Genomic DNA, 19,729 nt, shown 5'->3' on the forward strand with positions numbered 1-19,729 from the left:
GAGTCGCGAGGTTGCGGCGCGCGCTGTCGGGAGAAGCCGACGCGTTGGCGCGTTCGCCAGACGCGGCGTGACCGCCGTCACGATCGGGAGGAGTCGCGCCGCCTCGCGCTCACGGCGCGGTGTCGATCCGGAGCACCGGGTAGACGCGGTAGGCGGCGTCGTACACCGGATGGCGCCGGTCGAAGAACTCGAGCCGCGCCTTCGGATCGTCGCGGAAGGCCGGATCCGCGAGGCGCGCCTCGAACTCGGCGCGGACGGCGGGATCTTGCGCGAGGAGCTCCCGCGCGAACGGCTCGAGCACGTACGGCTCGACGTACTCCTTCCGCTCGAACACCGTGTCGAAGAACCCCCACGCGACGAGCGCGTCCGGGCCGGCCGGCTCGAGGAGGTGGGCCGCCAGAGGCGCCGCCGGCTGCGCGACGGGGACGAAGAGCGACCCCGGCCCGACGTCGCGCCGCTCGCGCGACCACGCCCCCCTCACCGCCGCGCGGTGGCGGCCCTCGAACGGCTCGGCGTCGAACTTCGCCTCGGTCGCGCGGAAGACCTCGACGTCGAGGCCGGGCCGCGCCGCCGCGAGCCGCTCCAGCCGCACGCCGTGGAGCCGGAGCATCGCCCCGACCTGCGCGGCGCGCGCGGACGGGACGATCCAGCCGGCGCGCGGGAGCGTGACGGTGACGCTCGGCGCCACGTGCTCGTACAGCGGGAGCGCCCAGGTCTCGGGCCGCGTCTCGTCGTACCGGATCACCGGCGCGCCGGTGATCGGCGAGGTCGGCTTCGTGTACGCGTAGCCGCGGAACCGGATCGGCGTCGCCGCCTCCGGGCGCTCGTCGGCGGTCCAGGCGAGGGCGAGCGGCTTCCCGGCGAGGGCCGCCGTGTCCCCGTCCGCCCGGTCCGCTGCGCGGCGCCAGGTGGCACCCCGCTCGGCGGCGAGGTCGAGGAGGGCGCGGAGGAAGTCGGCGGTCGTCTTCACGCGCTCGCCGTACCGGCGCCAGGAGTGGGTCTCGAGGAGGATGCCGAGCCGGTTCCGCGCCGCCCAGTAGTCGTTCCCGAACCGTGGCGGCGCGACGCCGCGGTGGAAGCCGGACGCGGGGTCGTCCTCCTTCACGAACGACGGGTAGAAATCGACGGGCAGGTGCCCCGCCGCGGAGAGCCGGGCGAGGAGCGCGTCCGAGAGCGCCTTCCCCTCGGTCCGGAGCGCCTCCGCGTACCCGAGCTGTGGCTCCACCAGCACCGCGACGTCGTGCTGGAACTGCGCGCCGTCGGTGACGTGGAGGTCGGCGTAGACGATGGGATCCCACGCCCCGAGCAGCGCGAGGATCGCCCGGGTCTCCGGCGCGTCCGCCTTCACGTAGTCGCGGTTCAGGTTGTAGTTCTGCGCCGTCGTGCGCCAGCCGGCCTCCGCGGGGCCGCGCTGGTTCGGCCGGTTGTTCGGGCCGAAGCGCTCGTGGCCGTCGACGTTCAGGACCGGGACGAACACCGCCGTCACCTTCGACAGCGGCGACGGCCCCTTCGCCGCGAGGAGGGCGCGGAGCACGATGAAGCCCGCGTCCTTGCCGTCGATCTCGCCCGCGTGGATGCCGCCCTGGAACAGGACCACCGGCCGGCCGCGCGCGCGGGCGCCCGCCGGGTCGAGCACGCCGTCGCCGCTCGCCGCCAGCGCGACCATCTCGCGCCCCTCCGGCGTGGTGCCGAACGAGAAGCAGCGGGCCCTCCCGGGGAAGGCCTTCTGGTACGCGCGGCAGAGCCGGACCGCCTCGTCGTAGCGGCCGGTCCGCTCGAACGCGGTCCGCTCGGCGGTGGTGAGGAGGTCGGGGGCGGCGGAGACGGAGAGCGCGAGCGCGAGCGCGGCCGGGAGCATGGCCGCGCATCATAGGTCCTTCCGTTCGTGGTGATCGCCTCGAACCACGAACGGAAGGACGGGCTTCCCGGACGGCCGGCGCGCCGTCCTACGCGGCCGCCGCCGTGACCTGCCGGAGCATGTCGAGCTCCTCGAGCGCCCGGCCCGCGCCGATGACGACGGAGCTGAGCGGGTCCTCGGCGAGGAAGACGGGGAGGCCGGTCTCCTCGCGGAGGAGGACGTCGAGGTTCTTGAGGAGGGCGCCGCCGCCGGCGAGGACGATGCCGCGGTCGGCGATGTCGCCGGCGAGCTCGGGCGGCGTCCGCTCGAGCGCGATCTTCACCGCCTCGACGATGCCGTGGACCGGCTCCGCGATGGCGTCGCGGATCTCGGTGGAGGTGACGGTGAGCGTGCGGGGGACGCCGGCCACGAGGTCGCGGCCCTTCACGTCCATCGTGAGCTCCTCGTCGGTCGGGTACGCGGAGCCGATCCCCATCTTGATGAGCTCGGCGGTGCGCTCGCCGATGAGGAGGTTGTACTTCCGCTTCACGTGCTGGACGATCGCCTCGTCGAGCTTGTCGCCGGCGACCCGCACCGAGCGGCTGTAGACGATGCCGCCGAGGGAGATCACCGCGACGTCGGACGTCCCGCCGCCGATGTCGACGATCATGTTGCCGGAGGGCTCGGTGATGGGGAGGCCCGCGCCGATGGCGGCGGCCATGGGCTGCTCGATGAGGTAGACCTCGCGAGCGCCGGCGCTCTCGGCGGCCTCGCGGACCGCGCGCCGCTCCACCTCGGTGATCCCGGAGGGGATGCCGATGATGATGCGCGGCTTCACGAAGCTCTTCCGGTTGTGCGCCGACTGGATGAAGTACTTGAGCATCGCCGCCGTGACCTCGAAGTCGGCGATGACGCCCTCGCGCATGGGGCGGATGGCGACGATGTTCCCGGGCGTGCGCCCGAGCATCTCCTTCGCCTCCTTGCCCACGGCGAGGACCTTCCGGCCACCGCGCGCGTCCTGCTGGACCGCGACGACGCTGGGCTCGTTCGAGACGATCCCCATGCCACGGATGTAGATGAGCGTGTTCGCGGTCCCGAGGTCGATGGCGAGATCGCGCGACAGGAACCGGTGTAGGGCGTTCAGCACGTGTTTGTCTTCCCCTCGGACGAGTGGCGGGCCGGGCTACGGGGAGACAACACGCGTTCCCCCCGAAACCTTTCGCGCCCCGCAGAGAAACACAGGCGGGCCACGGCTCGCCTCCCTCCTCCGATGGGCATGAAGCAGAACGCCCGCCGGGAGGGCGGGCGCGCGGTCGCTTCCGGAATTTGGAGCTCGGCGACGGCGCCTAGGCGTGGGCCGTCACCTGGCGCAGGATGTCGAGCTCCTCGAGCGCCTTGCCCGCGCCGATGACGACGGAGCTGAGCGGGTCCTCGGCGAGGAAGACGGGGAGGCCGGTCTCCTCGCGGAGGAGGACGTCGAGGTTCTTGAGGAGGGCGCCGCCGCCGGCGAGGACGATGCCGCGGTCGGCGATGTCGCCGGCGAGCTCGGGCGGGGTCCGCTCGAGCGTCACCTTCACCGCCTCGACGATGCCGTTCACCGGCTCGGAGAGCGCCTCGCGGATCTCGGTGGAGGTGACGGTGAGCGTGCGGGGGACGCCGGCCACGAGATCGCGGCCCTTGATGTCCATCGTCAGCTCCTCCTCGGTCGGGTAGGCGGTCCCGATGCCCATCTTGATGAGCTCGGCGGTGCGCTCGCCGATGAGGAGGTTGTACTTGCGCTTGATGTGCTGGATGATCGCCTCGTCCATCTTGTCGCCGGCGACCCGCACCGAGCGGCTGTAGACGATGCCGCCGAGGGAGATCACCGCGACGTCGGACGTCCCGCCGCCGATGTCGACGATCATGTTGCCGGAGGGCTCGGTGATGGGGAGGCCCGCGCCGATGGCGGCGGCCATGGGCTGCTCGATGAGGTAGACCTCGCGGGCGCCCGCGCTCTCGGCCGCCTCGCGGACCGCGCGCTTCTCCACCTCGGTGATCCCCGAGGGGATGCCGATGATGATGCGCGGCTTCACGAAGCTCTTCCGGTTGTGCGCGGTCTGGATGAAGTACTTGAGCATCGCCGCCGTGACCTCGAAGTCGGCGATGACTCCGTCCTTCATCGGGCGGATGGCGACGATGTTCCCGGGCGTGCGCCCGAGCATCTCCTTCGCCTCCTTGCCCACGGCGAGGACCTTCCGGCCGCCGCGCGCGTCTTGCTGGACCGCGACGACGCTGGGCTCGTTCGAGACGATGCCCATGCCGCGAATGTAGATGAGGGTGTTCGCGGTCCCGAGGTCGATCGCGAGGTCCCGGGACATGATGTTGTGAAGCCAGTTGAGCACGGCGGGTCCGGACTATAGCAGGGGGGGCGGGGGGAACAAGCGGTTCCGGGGGGTTACGGCGCGGCCGCGGCCTGCGCGGGCCCCGCCGCGAGGAAGCGCTCGATCCACCCGAGCACCTCCTCGTGGAAGACCTTCGCGTTCCGGGGCTTCGAGATCCAGTGGCCCTCGTCGGGGAAGACGAGCAGCTTCGAGGGGATGCCCCGGCGCTGAAGGGCGGTGAAGGTCGACAGGCCCTGCGTGACCGTCACCCGGAAGTCCAGCTCGCCGTGCGTGACGAGCGTCGGCGTCTTCCAGCGGGAGACGAACCGGCGAGGCGACCAGCGGTCGTAGGCCTCCGCGTTCTCGTACGCCGGGCCGCCCATCTCCCACTCGGGGAACCAGAGCTCCTCGGTGTCGTAGTACGCGGCGTGCGTGTCGAAGTCGCCGGCGTGGGTGACGAGGCAGCGGAACCGATCGGTCTGGCCGTTGATCCAGTTCACCATGTAGCCGCCGTAGCTCGCGCCGGCGGCGCACATCCGCGCGCCGTCCGCGAGGCCCGCCGCGACGGCGGCGTCGGTGAGCCGCATCACGTCGTCGTAGGGGAGCCCGCCCCAGTCGTTGCGGACCGCGTCCTCGTAGGCCTGGCCGTAGCCCGTCGAGCCACGGGGGTTCGGCAGCACGACCGTCCAGCCGCGGGCGGCGTAGAGCAGCGGGTTCCAGCGGAAGCTCCAGCCGTCGATCCACGCGCCCTGCGGCCCGCCGTGCACGAGCACGACCGCGGGGTGCCGCTCGCCGTCCCGATGGCCGGGCGGGAGGACCACGAGCCCGTGGATGGTCGCGCCGTCCTTGCCCGTCGCTTCGAGGGGCCGGACGGAGCCGAGGGCGATCCCCTCCAGGGCGCGCGCGCCGAGGGCGGTCAGCGTGGTCGCCGCGAGGGCGCGGTCGTTGCGCGGCGCCGGCGCGACGAGCGCGATCTCGGGCGGCGCGGTGAGCGTGTCGACCGTGGCCGCGGCGAGCTCGCCGTCGCGCGCCACCGCGAGCGCGTTCAGGTTCACGGACAGGCGAGAGATCGGCCTGACCGAGCCGCCGGCGGCGTCCACCTCGAACACCTGGTGCCGCGGCCCGACGAGCGCGGTGAACCGGAGCACCTTCCCGCCCCGGGCCCACCAGAGCTCCTGCGCGGAGACGTCCACCGTCGCCGTGAGGTCGCGCGCGTTCTTGCCGTCCGCGTCGGCGACCATCACCCGGAGCCGGTCCGCCTCGTAGCCCGCCCGCGCCATGGAGAGCCAGGCGATCCGCTTCCCGTCCGGGGAGGGCCGGGGGACGCCGTCCCATCCTTCGCCCGTCGTGATGCGGCGAGCCTCGCCGCCTGCGACCGGCACCGCGTAGACGTCGCCGTTCGTGGAGATCGCCTCGACCGGATCCGACACCTTCACGAAGTAGACGAGCTGCCCGTCCGGCGAGAGCGCGAGGTCCCGCCGACCGCCGCGGTCGGACGGCGGCACGTCGTGATCACCCGGGGTGAGATCGCGGACGGCCCCGCCGTCGAGGGGCACGACGAGGAGGTGCGAGCGGACGCGGTCGCGCCACTCGTTCCAGTGCCGGAAGAGGAGGCGCGTCGCGGCGTGGGGCGCCTTCGAGGCGGCCTCCGTCGCGCGGCGATTGCAGGCGGCGTCTGCGCCGCAGGCCGGGTCGACGTCGCTCGTGACGAGGAGCGCCTTCCCGTCGGCGGACCAGAGCAGCTCGGAGACGCCGCCCGGGAGGTCCGTCGCCTGCGCCGCCTCGCCGCCGGCGAGGTCGAGCACGAAGACCTGCCGTGCGGAGCCGCGGCGGTTCGAGAGGAACGCGATCCGCCTGCCGTCGGGCGAGAAGGCCGGCGCGGCCACCGTCTCGTCGCCGAACGTGAGCCGGCGGGCGGCGGCGGCAGGACCCCTCGCGGGCACGACCCAGACCGCGGACACGAGCTTCTCGCCCCCCGGCGCGGCGCGCGCGACGGTGTAGGCGACCAGCGCTCCGTCCGGCGAGATCGCGGGATCTCCGGCGCGCTCGAGCGCGAGGAGGTCGTCCACCGTGAACGGGCGCGGCGCCGCCGCGAGCGCGACGAGGAGGAGCGAGGTGAACATGCCGCGGACCTTGTACCACGCTCGCCGGGCGAGGGCGCCGCGGCGCCGGGGGTTTCGCGCGCCGGGGCGGTCGGATACTCTCGCGCTCGACCGATGGCGGCGCCGAGCGCCATTCCCGAGGTCCTTCCCCCCTGCCCGAGCTGCGGCTACCTCGCCGAGCCGGGCGCGGGCGCCCTCAACTTCTGCCCGAAGTGCGGCCAGGACCTCCGGCCCGGCGCGGCCGCGCGGACCGGCACGGACGCCCTCCTCGGGCAGGTGATCGCCGATCGGTACCGGCTCATCGCGCTCCTCGGCGAAGGCGGGATGGGCGCGGTCTACAAGGCCGAGCACGTCCGGATGGGCAAGGCGCTCGCGGTGAAGATCCTCCGCGGCGACTTCGCGCGGGATCCGGCCGCCGCGGCGCGCTTCCGCGCCGAGGCCCACATCGTCTCGCGCCTCTCGCACCCGCACACCATCGCGGTGTTCGACTTCGGCGAGATCGAGGCGCTGGGCGGGTTCTACCTCGCGATGGAGTACGTCCCGGGGAAGGACCTCGCCGCGGCGCTCCGCGAGGAGGGCCGGTTCCCGGAGGCGCGCGCCGTCGGGATCGCCCAGCAGCTCCTCGGGTCGCTCGCCGAGGCGCACGACGCCGGGATCGTCCACCGCGACGTGAAGCCCGGGAACGTGATGCTGATGCAGTCGCGGCCCGGGGAGGACTTCGCGAAGGTCCTCGACTTCGGGATCGCGAAGCTCCGGGACGAGGGCGCGGCCACCACCACGAGCTCGGGCGCGATCGTCGGCACCCCGAGCTACCTCGCGCCGGAGCAGGCCCGCGGCGACGCGGTGGACGCGCGCGCCGACCTCTATGCGGTGGGCTGCCTCCTGTACGAGCTCGTCGCCGGCCGGCCGCCCTTCGTGGCGCCGAGCCCGATGGCGGTGGTCGCGGCGCACCTGCACGACGCGCCGCCGCCGCTCGGGGAGGTCGCCCCCGGGACGAGCCGCCGGCTCGCGGAGCTGGTGCACCGCGCCCTGCAGAAGCGCCCCGACGACCGCTTCCAGAGCGCGGACGCGTTCCGCGCGGCGCTCCTCGCCCTCGCCGAGCCGTCCGGCTCCCGCGCGCGGGGGCCGGCCGCGGCTGCGGCGTCCGGCGCGCCGCAGATCACCGGCCAGCTCGCCATCGCGCGCCGGGAGGACTTCCGCGACTTCGACCGGCAGGTCGCCGCGCTCCGGCGGAGCCGCCTGGCCGCGCCGCTCTCCGCGGTGCTCCTCCTCGCCGCGGTCGGTGCCGTCGTCTGGCGCTGGCCGGAGGTCTACGACCTGCTCGCGGCGCGCGCGCCCGGCGTGGCACGGGCGCTCCCCCCTGCGCTCCGGCCGAGCGACCACTTCGACGGCGTGGAGCACGAGCCGAACGACAGCGCGGCGCAGGCGAACCCGCTGCCGCTCCCGCCCGGGAAGGACGGCCGGCCGGGCGGCGGCGTCGCGGTCGTGCGCGGCTTCATCGGCGCGAAGCTCTCCGAGACCACCGGCGACGCGGACGTGTACCGGCTCGAGCTCCCCCGCGTCGAGGGGCGGAAGGTCCTGGTCGCCGAGTGGCACGGGATCCGGCCCGGCGAGGGCATCCGCGGCCTCGACGTGACGCTCTCGCTCAACCGCGAGCGGACGGCAGCCGAGGGCCGCGCGTCCGCGCCGCTCGTCACCTCGGTGGACCGCGGGGGCCCGGGGCGCCCGGAGCGCCTCGTGGCGGCCGTGGGCGAGGGCGCGTACTACCTCACCGTCCGCGAGCGGCACGAGGAGGCGACGGGGCCGGTGGAGAAGCCGACGGACCCGTACGTGCTCGAGGTCCGCCTCGAGGACCCCGGCCCGGGCGAGGAGATCGAGCCGAACGACGCGCCCGAGAAGGTCGCGGCGAGGGAGGAGCGCTACCCGGAGTGGCGCGAGCTCGCGGAGGTGAACGCGCTGGGCGAGGGCGCGGCCGCGGTGGGCGAGACCTCGACGGACGATCCGGACACCTGGGCCGTCTGGGCGCGCGGGCCCGGCGAGGCGCCGCAGGTCGTGGTCGCGGTGCCGGATCCCGGCGTCGCGCTCGCGGCGCGCCTGTGGGTGCCGGACGAGGTGGACCTGGCGCCGCCCCGGAATGCGGACCGGGTCCGCTGGGCGGACGCCGGCGCGGGCGGCGCGGGCGAGGTCCTCGCCGTGCCGCTCCCGCTCGTGCCGCGGGCCGGCGCGCCGGCGCTCGTCCAGGTGCGGGCGGCCGACGGCGAGGGGCGGTACGTCCTCCTCGCCCTCGGGCCGGGGAGCGCGTCGGGCGCCCTGGTGCAGGACCGGGTGAGGGCGCTCGCCGAGGCGGGGCGGCACCGCGCCGCCGTCGATCTCGCGGCGGCGTTCGCGCGCCACGTGCCGGGGTCGGCGGCACGCCGGGACGTGCTCGCGCTCGCCGCGGCGGTCGCGCGGGACGAGGCGGCGAGGCTCGTGGCGGGCGCAGCCGCGGACGAGGCCGGGCGGGGGCTCGCGCGACTGCGCGCGGCCCGCGCGCCGGACGCGCCGGACGCGCCGGCGGCGGAGCCCGGCGCGCCGACGCCCTGACGCCCGCTCGTTTCCCTGCGCCGCGGAGCTGCGCGCCCGGCATGGGCCTCCGGGCGTCCGGCCCCGCGCGGCGCTCCCCCTCGGTCGCGCCGACCGCCCCAACTGCGCCGGCCCGCGCCGGCACCGCCGGGTGTCGAAAGCGGCATGAAACGCCTGATCCGGGGTCGTATCGCGGTCGCGTCGTCGCTGGTCGTCCTCGCATGCGGCAGCTCGAAGTCGAGCACGAACCCGAACCCCGCCCAGACGACCACGCTCCAGACCTGGGTGGTCCAGGAGTCCGCCCCCACGCTGACGACGGAGCAGCGCGCCGCCTTCCTCGCCGGGGAGCTCTACGTCAACGCCCACACCGCCGCGCACGGGAGCGGGGAGATCCGGGGCCAGCTCGACCGGGCGGGGACGATCAGGCTCGCGACGCTGGACGGCGCGCAGGAGACGCCCGCCGTCACCACGTCCGCGTTCGGGGCCGGCGTCCTCTCGGTGGACGACGCGGGCCAGGTGCGGGGCTTCCTCATCACGTCCGGGCTGGTCTCGCCCACCGCCGCGCACGTTCACCTCGCCGCGCGCGGCACGCCAGGCGGGATCATCATCCCGCTCTCCGGCGGCCCCGAGCTCTGGGTCGTCCCGGACGACGCGGCGGCGCTCACGGCGGATCAGCGCGCCGCGTTCGCCGCCGGAGACCTCTACTTCAACGCACACACGGCGGCGCATCCGAACGGCGAGATCCGGGGGCAGCTCGACAGGAGCGGCACGGTCCGCCTCGCCACGCTCGAGGGCTCGGAGGAGACGCCGGCCGTCACGACGAGCGCGTTCGGGGGCAGCATCTTCGCCGTCGACGACTCGACCGGCCAGGTGAGCGGGTTCGCGCTCACCTCGGGCCTCGTCTCGGCCACCGCGGCGCACCTCCACCAGGCGGCGCGCGGGACGCCGGGAGCCATCGTCCTGCCGCTGTCGGGCGGCCCCGACCTCTGGGTCGTGGCGGACGGTGCGGCGGCGCTCCCCGCCGACGTGCGAGCGGCCTTCGCCGCCGGCGACCTCTACGTGAACGCGCACACCGCGGCCCATCCGAACGGCGAGATCCGCGGCCAGCTCGACCGGACCGGCGCGGCGCGGCTCGCCTCGCTCGACGGCGCCCAGGAGACGCCGCCGGTGACCACCACCGCGTTCGGCGGCGCGGCCATCGCGGTCGACGACGGCTCCGGCGAGGTGACCGGGTTCCTCGTCACGTCGGGCCTCGCGAGCCCGACCGCCGCGCACGTACACGGTATCGGCGCCCGTGGCGCCCCGGCGGGCGTGCTCGTGCCGCTGTCCGGGCCGTGAGCCGAGAACGGAAGAGGGCCGGCCCCGCGCGCGGGACCGGCCCTCGAGAGGCACGACGAGGCGGGCTGACTACGCCGGCTCGGCCTGGACCTTCACCTTCGCCTTGCCGACCACGTCGGAGTGCAGCTTCACCGGCACCTCGAAGTCGCCGGTCGTCTTGAGCGGCTCGGCGAGATCGATGGAGCGGCGGTCGATCTGGAGGCCGCGGGAGGCGAGCGCCTCGGCGATGTCGAGCGCGGTCACCGAGCCGTAGAGCTTGTCCTGCTCGCCGACCTTGCGCGAGAGGGTGACCGGCGTCTCGGCAAGCCGCTTCGCGACCGCCTCGGCCGACGCCTTCATCTTGGCGGCCTTGGCGGAGGCGACGGACTTCTGGTGCTCGAGCTCGCGGACGTTCTTCGGGTTCGCGAGGACCGCGAGACCGCGGGGGAGGAGGAAGTTCCGCCCGTAACCGGGCTTCACGTCCACCACCTCGCCGCCCTTCCCGAGGTTCTCCACGTCTTCACGGAGGATGAGCTTCATCGGGGGGCTCCTTTCTACGTCCCGGCGACGGTGTACGGCAGGATCGCGAGCATGCGGCCGCGCTTGATGGCCGTCGCCACCTCGCGCTGGTGCTTCGCGCAGTTGCCGCTGATCCGGCGCGGGATGATCTTGCCGCGCTCGGTGAGGAAGTACTTCATCTGGCCCTGGTCCTTGTAGTCGACCTTGAGCGCCTTGTCGGCGCAGAAGCGGCAGACCTTGCGCCGGCCGAAGCCGCGCCGCCCACCGCCCTCGTCGCCGCCGCGGTCACCGCGGTCGTCGCGGTCGCCGCGATCGCGATCGCCGCCGCGGTACCCGCCGCCGCCGCCACCACCACCGTAGCCGCCGCCACCCCCACCACCGCCGCCGAAGCCGCCCGGGCGCGACCCGCCGAACGCACCGTTGCCCATCTTGGAACCACCCATGTCAGGACGCGCCATGGCTATTCCTCCTGCCCTTCGGCCGCCTCGGCCTCGAACGGCTCCTCACCGGGAGGCACGAACTCGCCGCGCTCCTCGCGCGGCTTCGTCTCGTCCTCGACCGGCTGGATCTTCACGTCCGCCTCGACCTGGCGGGCGTCGAAGTCCACGCCGTCGGCGAGCTTCACCGACTGGAACTTCGTCACCGTGTCGATCATCTTCAGGTTGCGCTCGAACTCGCCGACGAGCCCGGGCTTCCCGATGTACAGGCAGTGCATGTACAGCGCCCGGGCGTTCTTCGACACCGGGAACGCGGTCTTGCGCTTGCCCTGGTTCGTGAACCGGATGACCTTCCCGCCCTCGCGGCCGACCACGCCGCGCAGGCGCTCCTTGATCTCTTCCACCTGGTCGTCCGGCGTCTCGGCCTTGAGCAGGTAGATGGTCTCGTACTCGCGCACGAGATTCTTCGCTTCCGCCATGTCGCTCCCCTCGGGTTCGTAGCGGCGGTTCGCCCGCCGCGAGGAGTCTTCACTCCGGCCCGCCGGCCCCATGCCGGCGGATCTCGGTGCTGCCCTTCTCTCTATCCCTCCGCCGCGCGGGCGCGGCGGTTCACCTGGTTCATCGCCTTCGCGGCGCCGAGCTCGGCTGCGAGCCGGGCCGCCTCCGTCGCGCGCTCGATGCAGAGCGCGAGCTCCTCGTCGTCGCCCTTCGCCCACTTCCCGAGCACGTAGTCGCTCGGATCCATCCGCGGGGGAGGGCGGCCCACGCCGACGCGCACGCGCGCGTACTCGGGGCTGCCCACGTGGGCGTTCACGCTCTTCACTCCGTTGTGCCCGCTGTGCCCGCCGCCGACCTTGAGCTGCACCCGGAACGGTTCGAGCTCGAGCTCGTCGTGCACGACGACGAGGTCCTCGAGGCCGAGCTTCCAGAAGCGCAGCGCCGCGCCGACCGCCTCGCCGGAGTGGTTCATGTAGGTCTGGGGCTTCATGATCCAGACCCGCTCCGGCCCGAGGCGGGCCTCGGCGAGCTCCGCCGCGAACTTCTTCGCGGTGAAGCTCGCCCCGGCGAGCGCCGCCAGCCTGTCCGCCACGAGGAAGCCGACGTTGTGGCGGGTGCGGGCGTACTCTTCGCCGGGGTTTCCGAGGCCTACGACGAGCTTCAAGGAGCGGCCCTACTTCTTGCCGCCCTTGTCGCCGCCCTTGGCCGCGCCCGCGGCCGGAGCCGCAGCCGCGCCCGCGGCCGGAGCCGCGCCGCCCGCCGCCGCAGCCGCGCCCGCCGCCGGCGCCGCAGCGCCCTCGGCCGGAGCAGCACCCGGAACCGCCGCCACCGGGGCGACGACCTCTTCCTTCTCGGGCACCGCGACGAAGGCGACCACGTAGTCGGTCGCGAACTTGAACTTGCAGCCCTCGGGCGCCTTCAGCTCCGACACGTGGATCGAGCGGCCGATCTTGAGCTCGGTGACGTCGACGTCGATCTTCACCGGGATCTTGTTCGGGAGCGCCTCGACGACGATGTCGTGGGCCGCGATCGAGAGGATGCCGCCCTCGGTGACGCCGACCGCCTTGCCGGTGGTGACGACGGGCACGGTCACGCGGACCGGCTCGTCCATCTTCACCTCGAGGAAGTCCGCGTGCAGCAGGCGCCGCGTGACCGGGTCGACCTCGTACTCCTTGAAGAGGACGTGCTTCTCGGCGCCGTCGAGCTTCAGGGTGAGGAGGGTGTTGAGCTTGTGCGGGGTCTCGATCGCCTTCTGGAGCGCCGCCGGGTCGACCGAGACGTGCGTCGGCTCGGTCTTGCCACCGTAGACGACCGCGGGGATGAGGCCCTGGGAGCGGAGGCGGCGCGCCGGGCCCTTGCCCTTGCCGTCGCGCTTCGCCGCAGTGAGGACGTTCTCTGCCATTTCTTTCCTCCCAATGGACTCGCCGCCGTCCGGGACGGGCGCGAGGGGCCGTGGCGCTGAACCGCCTTGGGCCCTGGGTGGTGTGTGGGGGCCCTCCGGACTGCGAAGGACCCTGTGGGAACGCGGGTGATTAGACGAAAACCCGAGCCGTGTCAACGTTCCCGGGGAGGAGGTCGACCGAATGCCCAACCCCGATCCCGGAAAGAAGCTGCCGTTCGACAGGGAAGCACCCGAGCAGGCGCCGGTGGCCGAGGACGAGGAGGAGATCCCCGGGCGTCCGACGGTCCGCGAGGGATCACCGCTCGTCGATCCCGATTCCGTGCCGGGCAACCCGGAGCCGATCGCCCCGGGTCCCGGATCGCCCTCGTAAAGGGGGGCTCGCGCCTCCCCCTGCTCACCCCGCTACACGAACAGCGAGCTGAGCGAGTCCGCCGAATGGATGCGGCGGACGGCCTCGGCGAGGAGACCGGCGACGGAGAGCGTCCGGATCTTGGGGCACGCCGCCGCCGCGGGCGGGAGCTGGATCGTGTCGGTCGCGATGACCTCCTCGATCGGGCTCTTCATGATCCGCTCGACGGCGGGACCCGAGAGGACCGCGTGCGTCGCGTAGGCGTAGACCTTGGTCGCGCCCTTGTCGACGAGCGCGTTCGCGGCCTGGGTGAGGGTGCCCGCGGTGTCGATCATGTCGTCGAGGAGCACGGCGATCTTGCCGTTCACCTCGCCGATCACGTTCATGATCTCGGCGACGTTGGGCTTGGTGCGGCGCTTGTCGACGATGCCGAGCGTCGAGCCGAGCCGCTTCGAGTAGGCGCGGGCGCGCTCCACCCCGCCCGCGTCGGGCGAGACGATGACGACGTTCTGAGAGTCGCCGTCGAAGCGCTTGCGCATGTGCTCGAGGAGGACCGGCGCCGCGTAGAGGTGATCGAAGGGCACGTTGAAGAAGCCCTGGATCTGCCCGGCGTGCATGTCCATCGAGATGACGCGCGTCGCGCCCGCCGCCTCGAGGAGATCGGCGACCAGCTTCGCGGTGATGGGCACGCGCGGCGCGCTCTTCCGGTCCTGTCGCGCGTAACCGTAATAGGGGATGACCGCGTTGATGGAGCCCGCCGACGCGCGCTTCAGCGCGTCGATCATGATGAGCAGCTCCATGAGGTTCGTGTTCGCGTCCGGCGAGGTGGACTGGATCACGAAGGAGTCCATCCCGCGGACGTTCTCGCCGATCTCGACCTGGATCTCGCCGTCGGAGAATCGCCCGACCGTCGCCCGGGCGAGCGGCCTCCCGAGCTCCCTGCAGATCGACTCGGCGAGCTTCCGGTTGGAGTTGCCGGAGAAGACCCGATAGTCAGGCCGGTGGCCGTTGTTCATGTCGCGCGCTCCGCTCGTGCCGCGAAAATAGGAACGGCGCCGGCGAAGGTCCGACCCGGCACCGTCGAGAAGGCGCCCCTTATACCGGAAGGGTCCGACGCGCGTCGACCCGGGCGAGCGGAGCGCCGCTCCGGGCCGCTCGGCGAGGCGCCGTCAGTCGTCGTGAGGATCCGTCCCCGTGGGCCGGGGGCCGGGACCCTTCGTCACCTCGCGCTCGTACTCCGCGAGGATGGTCCGCTCCATCCTCTCCCTGGTCTCGGAGTTCAGCGGGTGGGCGATGTCCTTGAACGTGCCGTCCTTGCGGCGCTTCGCGGGCATCGCGATGAAGAGGCCGGAGTTCCCGTGGATCACCTTGAGGTCGCGGACCACGAAGCAGTGGTCGAGCGTGATCGTCACGTACGCCTTCAGCTTCTCCTCGTTGACCGGGAAGACGCGGACCTCGGTGATCTCCATGACGTGACCCTCGGCTGCCGTCGCACCGTCCGCGCCGCGATGACCCGCACGCGCGGTCCCACGTCCTCCTTCGTCACCGCCGCGGCGGCCCGCCGTGCTGCGCCCCGGCTGGAAAACAGGCCGAAGACGGTCGGACCGCTTCCCGACATTATAGCTTTCGTCGCGCCTCTCCCTACAAGCAGCCCCAAGAGCGGCGAGAGCGCCGGTCGTTCGGCGAGGCACGGTTCCTGGAGATCGTTCCGGAACGACCCCGCTCGGATGCCGCGCGGCCGCCCGAGCGGGGGCGGGGTCGGCGCCCCGCGCCGTGACGCGTCGAGCCACCGGTAGGCGTCGCCGGCCCGGATCGCCAGCGCGGGGTCCTCGGGGTAGAGCAGCACGACATCCTGAGGCGCCACGTCCGCCGGGCGGAGCCGCTCCCCCCGTCCGGTCGCCCAGGCCGGGCCCGGCCCGAGGAAGAACGGGACGTCGGAGCCGACCGAGAGCCCCACCTCGGCGAGCGCGGCCGCGTCGCGGATCCGGAAGGCGCGCGCGAGGCAGCGGAGCACCGCCGCGGCGTCCGACGAGCCACCGCCGAGGCCGGCCGTCACTGGCGTGCGCTTCTCGATCCGGATCGCGATCCCGCGGTCGACGCCGAAGCGCGCCCGGAACGCCTCCGCGGCGCGCGCGGCGAGGTTCCCCGGGCCGTCGAGGTCCGGGTGTCCCGGCACGCGGCAGGTGACCTTCCCCTTCCCCGCCGAGACGCGAACCTCCACGCCGTCGCCGAAGTCGAGCGGCACCATCAGCGAGAGGATGTCGTGGTAGCCGTCCGCGCGGGCGGGGCCGACGCGGAGGACGAGGTTCACCTTGGCCGGGGCGAGCGTCGCGAGGCGCACCGCCGTCCTCTAGCACGGCGGACGCGCGGCGCGCTTGTGGCCGCGGCGGGTCGTGGGGTTTCATGGGGGCCCGCGCGCGCTCCGGCGCGCGGACACGAGAGGTGAACATGCGCGTCGCCCGATGCTCCGCCCTCCTCCTCGCCGCCGCCGCCGCCTGCGCCACCGCGCCCGCGTCGCGCCCGCCGCCGGAGGACGGGGCCGCGCGCCTCTTCCAGGCGACGAGCGCGGCGGGGTCCGAGGGCGGCTACGAGTCCGGGCGCGTGACGCGCACCGGGATCGCCGGGCCCTTCGTGCTCACCTACCTCACGCCCGGCGAGGAGCTCGAGATCGTCGCCGCCGCCGGGCCGATCGGCCGCGTGCGGGCGCCGCTCGCGCAGCCGTTCCACCTCGCCGCCGGCATGCGGCTCGCCGCGCCGGACGGCGGCGCGCCGGAGACGGTCTACGCGGGCTACCGCCCGATGCCGATGACGCGGCCGCTCGAGGCGTGGATCGGCCGGCAGATCCTCGTGGCGGTGCCGGGCGCGCAGCCGGAGCAGTGGTGGCTCCGCGAGGTGGGGAGCGATCACCTGACCGTCGAGCGGAGCCGCACCTACCGCGTGATCCCGCTCCGCCGCGTCGGCGAGATCACCTGGACCGAGCTCACCGGGATCGATCCGACGCCGCGCGTGACGCTCGGGCCGGAGTAGGGGCGGGCCGCCCGCGGCAGGGGCGTCACGTTTCCGCGCGGGGATCCTCCCTCCGTGCCGAAGGCGCGCGTTCGAACGCTGGACACCCTGGCGCGCCGCTTCGGAGGACATCCACGATGACCAGCATCCTCGCCCGCGCGGCCCTGCTCGCCGCGCTCCTGTCCGTGACCGGCTGCCGCAGCGCCTTCGCGCCGGAGTCCGTGGTCCGGATGACCACCCAGGCCGCGACGGTCCCGGCGACCACCTCGCGCGAGGTCGTGCTCCGGACCGGCCCGGATCTCGGCGCGCACATCCTCGCGACGCTGCCCGCCGGCGCCGCGGTGACGAGCGCCGAGCAGGCGAGCCGCGGTTTCCGGCGCGTGAAGACCGCCGACGGCAAGACCGGGTTCGTCGAGGACTCCGCGCTGGTCGTCGGCGGCGCCGCGGCCGCCGCGCCGGCGCCGGCGCAGCAGGGCGAGCCGCCCGCCGCGTCGTCGACCGCGCAGCCGTCGCCGCAGGGGTAGCCACCGCCGCGGCGCGGCGCCGGTCCTCGTCGCCGGACCGGCCGCCGCGCCCCGCGCGGCACGCGGGCGCGTGCGCCGCAGCACCCAGAAGACCCGGTGCGGCGGCGCGCCCGGAGTGCGAGGGCTGTCGAGATGAAGCGCCTCGATCCCGCGGTCGCGAGCCTCCCGGTCCTGGACGAGCGCGGCGCCGCCGTACCGCTCCGGAGCCTCTGGGCGGATCGTCCGGCCGTGCTCGTCTTCGTCCGCCACTTCGGTTGACTCTTCTGCCGCGAGCAGGCGGTGCAGGTGCACCGCGCGAAGGACGAGATCCACGCCCGCGGCGCGGAGGTGGTGATCGTCGGAAACGGTGCACCCCACTTCGCCCGCGCCTTCCGCGAGGACCTCGGTCTCACCACGCCCCTCTACACGGACCCCACGCTCGCGACCTACCGCGCCCTCGAGTTCCGGCGCGGCGTCGTGGCGACGCTCCTCTCCGGCCGGACCTGGCTGCACGCGCTCCGGGCGATGCGCGCCGGGTTCCGCCAGGGCCGCACGGAGGGAGACGCGCTCCAGCTCGGCGGCGTCCTCGTGGTCCGCCCGGACGGGGAGATCGCCTACCGGTACGCGAGCGCCGAGGCGGGGGACCACCCGCCCCTGGCGGACGTGCTCGCGGCGCTCGGGCCGGCGCGGCCCGCTGCAGCGGCCGCGGGGAGCGGGCCGGCGGCGACGTCGCCGGCGGGAGGACGCGGCGCGTGAGGCCGGCGGCGCTCGGGATGCTCCTCGCGCTCGGCGTCGCCGCGTGCCACCGCGGCCCCGCGCCCGGCGAGCCGGTCCGGATGACCGTCACGAAGAACGGCTACGAGCCGTGGAGGATCCCGGCGCGGAGGGGCGAGAAGCTCGTGCTCCTGGTCACGCGGACCACCGACCAGACGTGCGCGACCGAGCTCGTGATCCCCGAGGCGGGTGTGAACGCGCCGCTGCCGCTCGGCCGGGAGGTCCGGATCGAGCTCACGCCGGAGAAGACCGGCGAGCTCCGGTTCTCCTGCGCGATGAGGATGTTCCAGGGGGTCATCGAGGTGAGGTGACGTACCCGTCCAACCTCGGAACCGTCACCCGTGCCCGTTGCCGTACACGTGCCCGCCCCCGTGCCCGCCTCCCGCCTCCCGTGGCCCTTACCCGTGCCCGACCGCTTCCTCGGGCACGGAGTTGCGGGCCAGGGGCCACGGGACGCGGTTCACGGCAACGGCAAGGCCGGGCACGTGTACGGGCACGTTTACGGGTTCGGGAGCTCGCCCATCAGGCCCCGTACTTCTCCGTCAGGTACGCCTCGAAGTCGCGGTCGCCGAGCCCGTTCCCCGTCGCGTCCCGCACGATGTCCTCCGCCTCCTTGCGCCGGCCGATGCGATGGACGTGCTCGGCGAGCCAGCCGAGGAGCGGGCGGAGGTTGCCCTTCCCGAGCTCGTCGTCGAGCCCCGGCACGCCGCGGCGGGCGGCGGCGAACAGGCTCGCGGCGTACAGGTTCCCGAGCGTGTAGGTCGGGAAGTAGCCGAGCTCGCCCCACGCCCAGTGGATGTCCTGCAGCACTCCGTCGCGCGCCGCCGCGGGGCGGACGCCGAGGAGCCGCTCGGAGCGGGCGTCCCACGCCTCGGGGAGGTCCTTCACCGCGAGCTTCCCGCGTAGCAGCGCGAGCTCGAGCTCGAACCGGAGGACGATGTGGAGGTTGTAGGTCACCTCGTCCGCCTCGACGCGGACGAGCGACCGCTCGACGCGGTTGACCGCGCGGAAGAAGACCTCCGGCGAGACGCCCTCGAGCGCCGGGAACCGGCGGGCGAGCCGCGGGAGGAACGCGCGCCAGAAGGGGAGCGAGCGGCCGACGAGGTTCTCCCAGAGGCGCGACTGGGACTCGTGGAGGCCCATCGACGGCGCGGCGCAGAGGACGCTCCGCCGGAGCTCCGCGGGCAGGTGCTGCTCGTAGAGCCCGTGCCCGGCCTCGTGGAGCGTCGAGAAGATCGCCGAGAGCGGGAGGTCCTCGAAGATCCGCGTGGTGACCCGGACGTCGCCCGGATCGAGCCCGAGGGAGAACGGGTGGATCGAGCGGTCCTGCCGCCCGGCCTCGCGGTCGAACCCCACGGCGTCGAGGAGCTCGAGCGTGAACTGCCACTGCTGCTCGGGGTCGAACCGGCCGCGGAGGAAGGCGTCGTCCGGCGGCGGTCGCGCGGTGACCTTCTCGACGAGCGGCACGAGCCACGACACGAGGCGCGCGAAGAGCGGCTCGAGGCGCGCGACCCGCATCCCGGGCTCGTAGCCCTCGAGGAGGGCGTCGTACGGTTCGCCGCCCGCGGGGGCGCCGTACGCGCTCGCCTGCTCGCGCCGCAGCGCGAGGAGCCGCTCGAGGGCAGGGGCGAAGCGGCCGAAGTCGCCGGTGTCGCGCGCCGCCTTCCAGGCGTCCACGCCGGCCGCCTGCGCCTGGGCGATGGCGCGGACCAGGTCTCCCGGGATCCGGGCCGCGCGGTCGTGATCGAAGCGGAGGACGCGGAGCGCCGCGGCGCGATCGGGGTCCGCGGTCCGCTCCGCCTCGGCGCGCGCGAGCGCCTCGGCGACCGGGGGCGCCGTGAGCCGCTCGTGCTGCGCGCCCTGGATCGCGGCGAGCTGGTCGCCGCGGGCCCCGGAGCCCTTCGGCGGCATGTAGGTCTCCTGATCCCACTGGAGCAGGGCGGAGGCGCCGGACAGCGCGCGGATCTCGGCCATCGCGCGCGAAAGGGTCTCCCAGGCGGTCTCGGGCATGGCCGCTCATTTAGGCTGGGGCGGCGGGGGCGACAAGCATTATGCTCCCGGCC

Annotated in this window: 20 protein-coding genes; 7 read left to right on the forward strand and 13 right to left on the reverse strand. The window is 74.0% G+C overall.

The features are described 5' to 3' along the window. Nucleotides 1–109: 109 nt before the first annotated feature. From AMOR_RS13275 to AMOR_RS13290, 4 genes are all read right to left on the reverse strand, one after another. Nucleotides 110–1,858 (reverse strand): M14 family metallopeptidase, encoded by a 1,749-nt coding sequence (locus AMOR_RS13275; protein ID WP_248361813.1) that lies wholly within the window; start codon nucleotides 1,856–1,858, stop codon nucleotides 110–112. Between the two features lie 88 nt (nucleotides 1,859–1,946). Then, nucleotides 1,947–2,984 (reverse strand): rod shape-determining protein, encoded by a 1,038-nt coding sequence (locus tag AMOR_RS13280; protein WP_248361815.1) that lies wholly within the window; start codon nucleotides 2,982–2,984, stop codon nucleotides 1,947–1,949. A 199-nt stretch (nucleotides 2,985–3,183) separates the two neighbouring features. Further along, a complete protein-coding gene (locus tag AMOR_RS13285) occupies nucleotides 3,184–4,218 on the reverse strand; it encodes a rod shape-determining protein (protein ID WP_318653869.1) in 1,035 nt (344 codons plus the stop codon). A 53-nt stretch (nucleotides 4,219–4,271) separates the two neighbouring features. Further along, complete coding sequence (locus AMOR_RS13290) at nucleotides 4,272–6,320, reverse strand: dipeptidyl-peptidase 5 (protein ID WP_248361817.1); 2,049 nt, start codon at nucleotides 6,318–6,320, stop codon at nucleotides 4,272–4,274. Nucleotides 6,321–6,413: 93 nt separating this feature from the next. On the opposite strand from AMOR_RS13290, the gene AMOR_RS13295 reads away from it, so the two are divergent. Together AMOR_RS13295 and AMOR_RS13300 are read left to right on the forward strand one after the other, a co-directional pair. Further along, on the forward strand, nucleotides 6,414–8,882 hold the full coding sequence (locus tag AMOR_RS13295) for a protein kinase domain-containing protein (protein WP_248361819.1): 2,469 nt from the start codon (nucleotides 6,414–6,416) through the stop codon (nucleotides 8,880–8,882). 144 nt (nucleotides 8,883–9,026) lie between these two features. Next, nucleotides 9,027–10,199 (forward strand): CHRD domain-containing protein, encoded by a 1,173-nt coding sequence (locus AMOR_RS13300; RefSeq protein WP_248361821.1) that lies wholly within the window; start codon nucleotides 9,027–9,029, stop codon nucleotides 10,197–10,199. Nucleotides 10,200–10,268: 69 nt separating this feature from the next. Here AMOR_RS13300 and rplI read toward each other — a convergent pair whose 3' ends face one another. From rplI to AMOR_RS13325, 5 genes are all read right to left on the reverse strand, one after another. Then, the gene (rplI, locus tag AMOR_RS13305) at nucleotides 10,269–10,718 is read right to left on the reverse strand and encodes a 50S ribosomal protein L9 (RefSeq protein WP_248361823.1); all 450 of its coding nucleotides are present in this window, start codon (nucleotides 10,716–10,718) and stop codon (nucleotides 10,269–10,271) included. Between the two features lie 14 nt (nucleotides 10,719–10,732). After that, complete coding sequence (gene rpsR / locus AMOR_RS13310; RefSeq protein WP_248361825.1) at nucleotides 10,733–11,155, reverse strand: 30S ribosomal protein S18; 423 nt, start codon at nucleotides 11,153–11,155, stop codon at nucleotides 10,733–10,735. 2 nt (nucleotides 11,156–11,157) lie between these two features. Continuing rightward, the gene (locus AMOR_RS13315; RefSeq protein WP_248361827.1) at nucleotides 11,158–11,613 is read right to left on the reverse strand and encodes a 30S ribosomal protein S6; all 456 of its coding nucleotides are present in this window, start codon (nucleotides 11,611–11,613) and stop codon (nucleotides 11,158–11,160) included. Nucleotides 11,614–11,714: 101 nt separating this feature from the next. Then, nucleotides 11,715–12,296, reverse strand: a complete 582-nt coding sequence (pth, locus tag AMOR_RS13320) for an aminoacyl-tRNA hydrolase (protein WP_248361829.1) — start codon at nucleotides 12,294–12,296, stop codon at nucleotides 11,715–11,717. 9 nt (nucleotides 12,297–12,305) lie between these two features. Then, nucleotides 12,306–13,034, reverse strand: coding sequence for a 50S ribosomal protein L25/general stress protein Ctc (locus AMOR_RS13325; RefSeq protein ID WP_248361831.1), 729 nt, complete (start codon nucleotides 13,032–13,034; stop codon nucleotides 12,306–12,308). A gap of 181 nt (nucleotides 13,035–13,215) precedes the next feature. On the opposite strand from AMOR_RS13325, the gene AMOR_RS13330 reads away from it, so the two are divergent. Beyond that, complete coding sequence (locus AMOR_RS13330; RefSeq protein ID WP_248361833.1) at nucleotides 13,216–13,404, forward strand: hypothetical protein; 189 nt, start codon at nucleotides 13,216–13,218, stop codon at nucleotides 13,402–13,404. Between the two features lie 32 nt (nucleotides 13,405–13,436). Here the strand turns inward: AMOR_RS13330 and AMOR_RS13335 are convergent, their stop codons facing one another. The 3 genes from AMOR_RS13335 to ispE form a co-directional block, all read right to left on the reverse strand. After that, nucleotides 13,437–14,399, reverse strand: a complete 963-nt coding sequence (locus AMOR_RS13335) for a ribose-phosphate pyrophosphokinase (RefSeq protein ID WP_248361835.1) — start codon at nucleotides 14,397–14,399, stop codon at nucleotides 13,437–13,439. Between the two features lie 153 nt (nucleotides 14,400–14,552). Then, nucleotides 14,553–14,852 carry a septation regulator SpoVG gene (gene spoVG, locus AMOR_RS13340; protein WP_248361837.1) on the reverse strand — a complete coding sequence of 100 codons (300 nt, stop codon included), beginning with the start codon at nucleotides 14,850–14,852 and terminating at the stop codon, nucleotides 14,553–14,555. After that, nucleotides 14,804–15,724, reverse strand: coding sequence for a 4-(cytidine 5'-diphospho)-2-C-methyl-D-erythritol kinase (gene ispE / locus AMOR_RS13345; protein WP_248361839.1), 921 nt, complete (start codon nucleotides 15,722–15,724; stop codon nucleotides 14,804–14,806). Before ispE ends, spoVG begins: the two co-directional genes overlap by 49 nt. A gap of 107 nt (nucleotides 15,725–15,831) precedes the next feature. Here ispE and AMOR_RS13350 point away from each other — a divergent pair, with 107 nt between their 5' ends. From AMOR_RS13350 to AMOR_RS13365, 4 genes are all read left to right on the forward strand, one after another. Then, entirely contained in the window at nucleotides 15,832–16,410 is a 579-nt protein-coding gene (locus AMOR_RS13350) for a hypothetical protein (RefSeq protein WP_248361841.1), read from the forward strand. Between the two features lie 116 nt (nucleotides 16,411–16,526). Continuing rightward, nucleotides 16,527–16,913 (forward strand): SH3 domain-containing protein, encoded by a 387-nt coding sequence (locus AMOR_RS13355; protein WP_248361843.1) that lies wholly within the window; start codon nucleotides 16,527–16,529, stop codon nucleotides 16,911–16,913. A 132-nt stretch (nucleotides 16,914–17,045) separates the two neighbouring features. Then, entirely contained in the window at nucleotides 17,046–17,648 is a 603-nt protein-coding gene (locus AMOR_RS13360; RefSeq protein ID WP_263657643.1) for a SelL-related redox protein, read from the forward strand. Continuing rightward, nucleotides 17,645–17,977 carry a cupredoxin domain-containing protein gene (locus AMOR_RS13365; RefSeq protein ID WP_248361847.1) on the forward strand — a complete coding sequence of 111 codons (333 nt, stop codon included), beginning with the start codon at nucleotides 17,645–17,647 and terminating at the stop codon, nucleotides 17,975–17,977. Before AMOR_RS13360 ends, AMOR_RS13365 begins: the two co-directional genes overlap by 4 nt. Before the next feature lie 211 nt (nucleotides 17,978–18,188). On the opposite strand, the gene AMOR_RS13370 is transcribed toward AMOR_RS13365, so the two are convergent. Beyond that, the gene (locus tag AMOR_RS13370; protein WP_248361849.1) at nucleotides 18,189–19,676 is read right to left on the reverse strand and encodes a carboxypeptidase M32; all 1,488 of its coding nucleotides are present in this window, start codon (nucleotides 19,674–19,676) and stop codon (nucleotides 18,189–18,191) included. Nucleotides 19,677–19,729 lie beyond the last annotated feature (53 nt).

The organism is Anaeromyxobacter oryzae, assembly GCF_023169945.1.
GTDB classification, from domain to species: Bacteria; Myxococcota; Myxococcia; order Myxococcales; family Anaeromyxobacteraceae; genus Anaeromyxobacter; species Anaeromyxobacter oryzae.

Bases quoted from the DNA above. Each gene is read 5' to 3' on its own strand.
- AMOR_RS13275 (WP_248361813.1), bottom strand. From the start codon at position 1,858: ATGCTCCCGGCCGCGCTCGCGCTCGCGCTCTCCGTCTCCGCCGCCCCC.
- AMOR_RS13290 (WP_248361817.1), bottom strand. From the start codon at position 6,320: ATGTTCACCTCGCTCCTCCTCGTCGCGCTCGCGGCGGCGCCGCGCCCG.
- AMOR_RS13295 (WP_248361819.1), top strand. From the start codon at position 6,414: ATGGCGGCGCCGAGCGCCATTCCCGAGGTCCTTCCCCCCTGCCCGAGC.
- AMOR_RS13300 (WP_248361821.1), top strand. From the start codon at position 9,027: ATGAAACGCCTGATCCGGGGTCGTATCGCGGTCGCGTCGTCGCTGGTC.
- rplI (WP_248361823.1), bottom strand. From the start codon at position 10,718: ATGAAGCTCATCCTCCGTGAAGACGTGGAGAACCTCGGGAAGGGCGGC.
- rpsR (WP_248361825.1), bottom strand. From the start codon at position 11,155: ATGGCGCGTCCTGACATGGGTGGTTCCAAGATGGGCAACGGTGCGTTC.
- AMOR_RS13315 (WP_248361827.1), bottom strand. From the start codon at position 11,613: ATGGCGGAAGCGAAGAATCTCGTGCGCGAGTACGAGACCATCTACCTG.
- AMOR_RS13325 (WP_248361831.1), bottom strand. From the start codon at position 13,034: ATGGCAGAGAACGTCCTCACTGCGGCGAAGCGCGACGGCAAGGGCAAG.
- AMOR_RS13330 (WP_248361833.1), top strand. From the start codon at position 13,216: ATGCCCAACCCCGATCCCGGAAAGAAGCTGCCGTTCGACAGGGAAGCA.
- AMOR_RS13335 (WP_248361835.1), bottom strand. From the start codon at position 14,399: ATGAACAACGGCCACCGGCCTGACTATCGGGTCTTCTCCGGCAACTCC.
- spoVG (WP_248361837.1), bottom strand. From the start codon at position 14,852: ATGGAGATCACCGAGGTCCGCGTCTTCCCGGTCAACGAGGAGAAGCTG.
- AMOR_RS13350 (WP_248361841.1), top strand. From the start codon at position 15,832: ATGCGCGTCGCCCGATGCTCCGCCCTCCTCCTCGCCGCCGCCGCCGCC.
- AMOR_RS13355 (WP_248361843.1), top strand. From the start codon at position 16,527: ATGACCAGCATCCTCGCCCGCGCGGCCCTGCTCGCCGCGCTCCTGTCC.
- AMOR_RS13370 (WP_248361849.1), bottom strand. From the start codon at position 19,676: ATGCCCGAGACCGCCTGGGAGACCCTTTCGCGCGCGATGGCCGAGATC.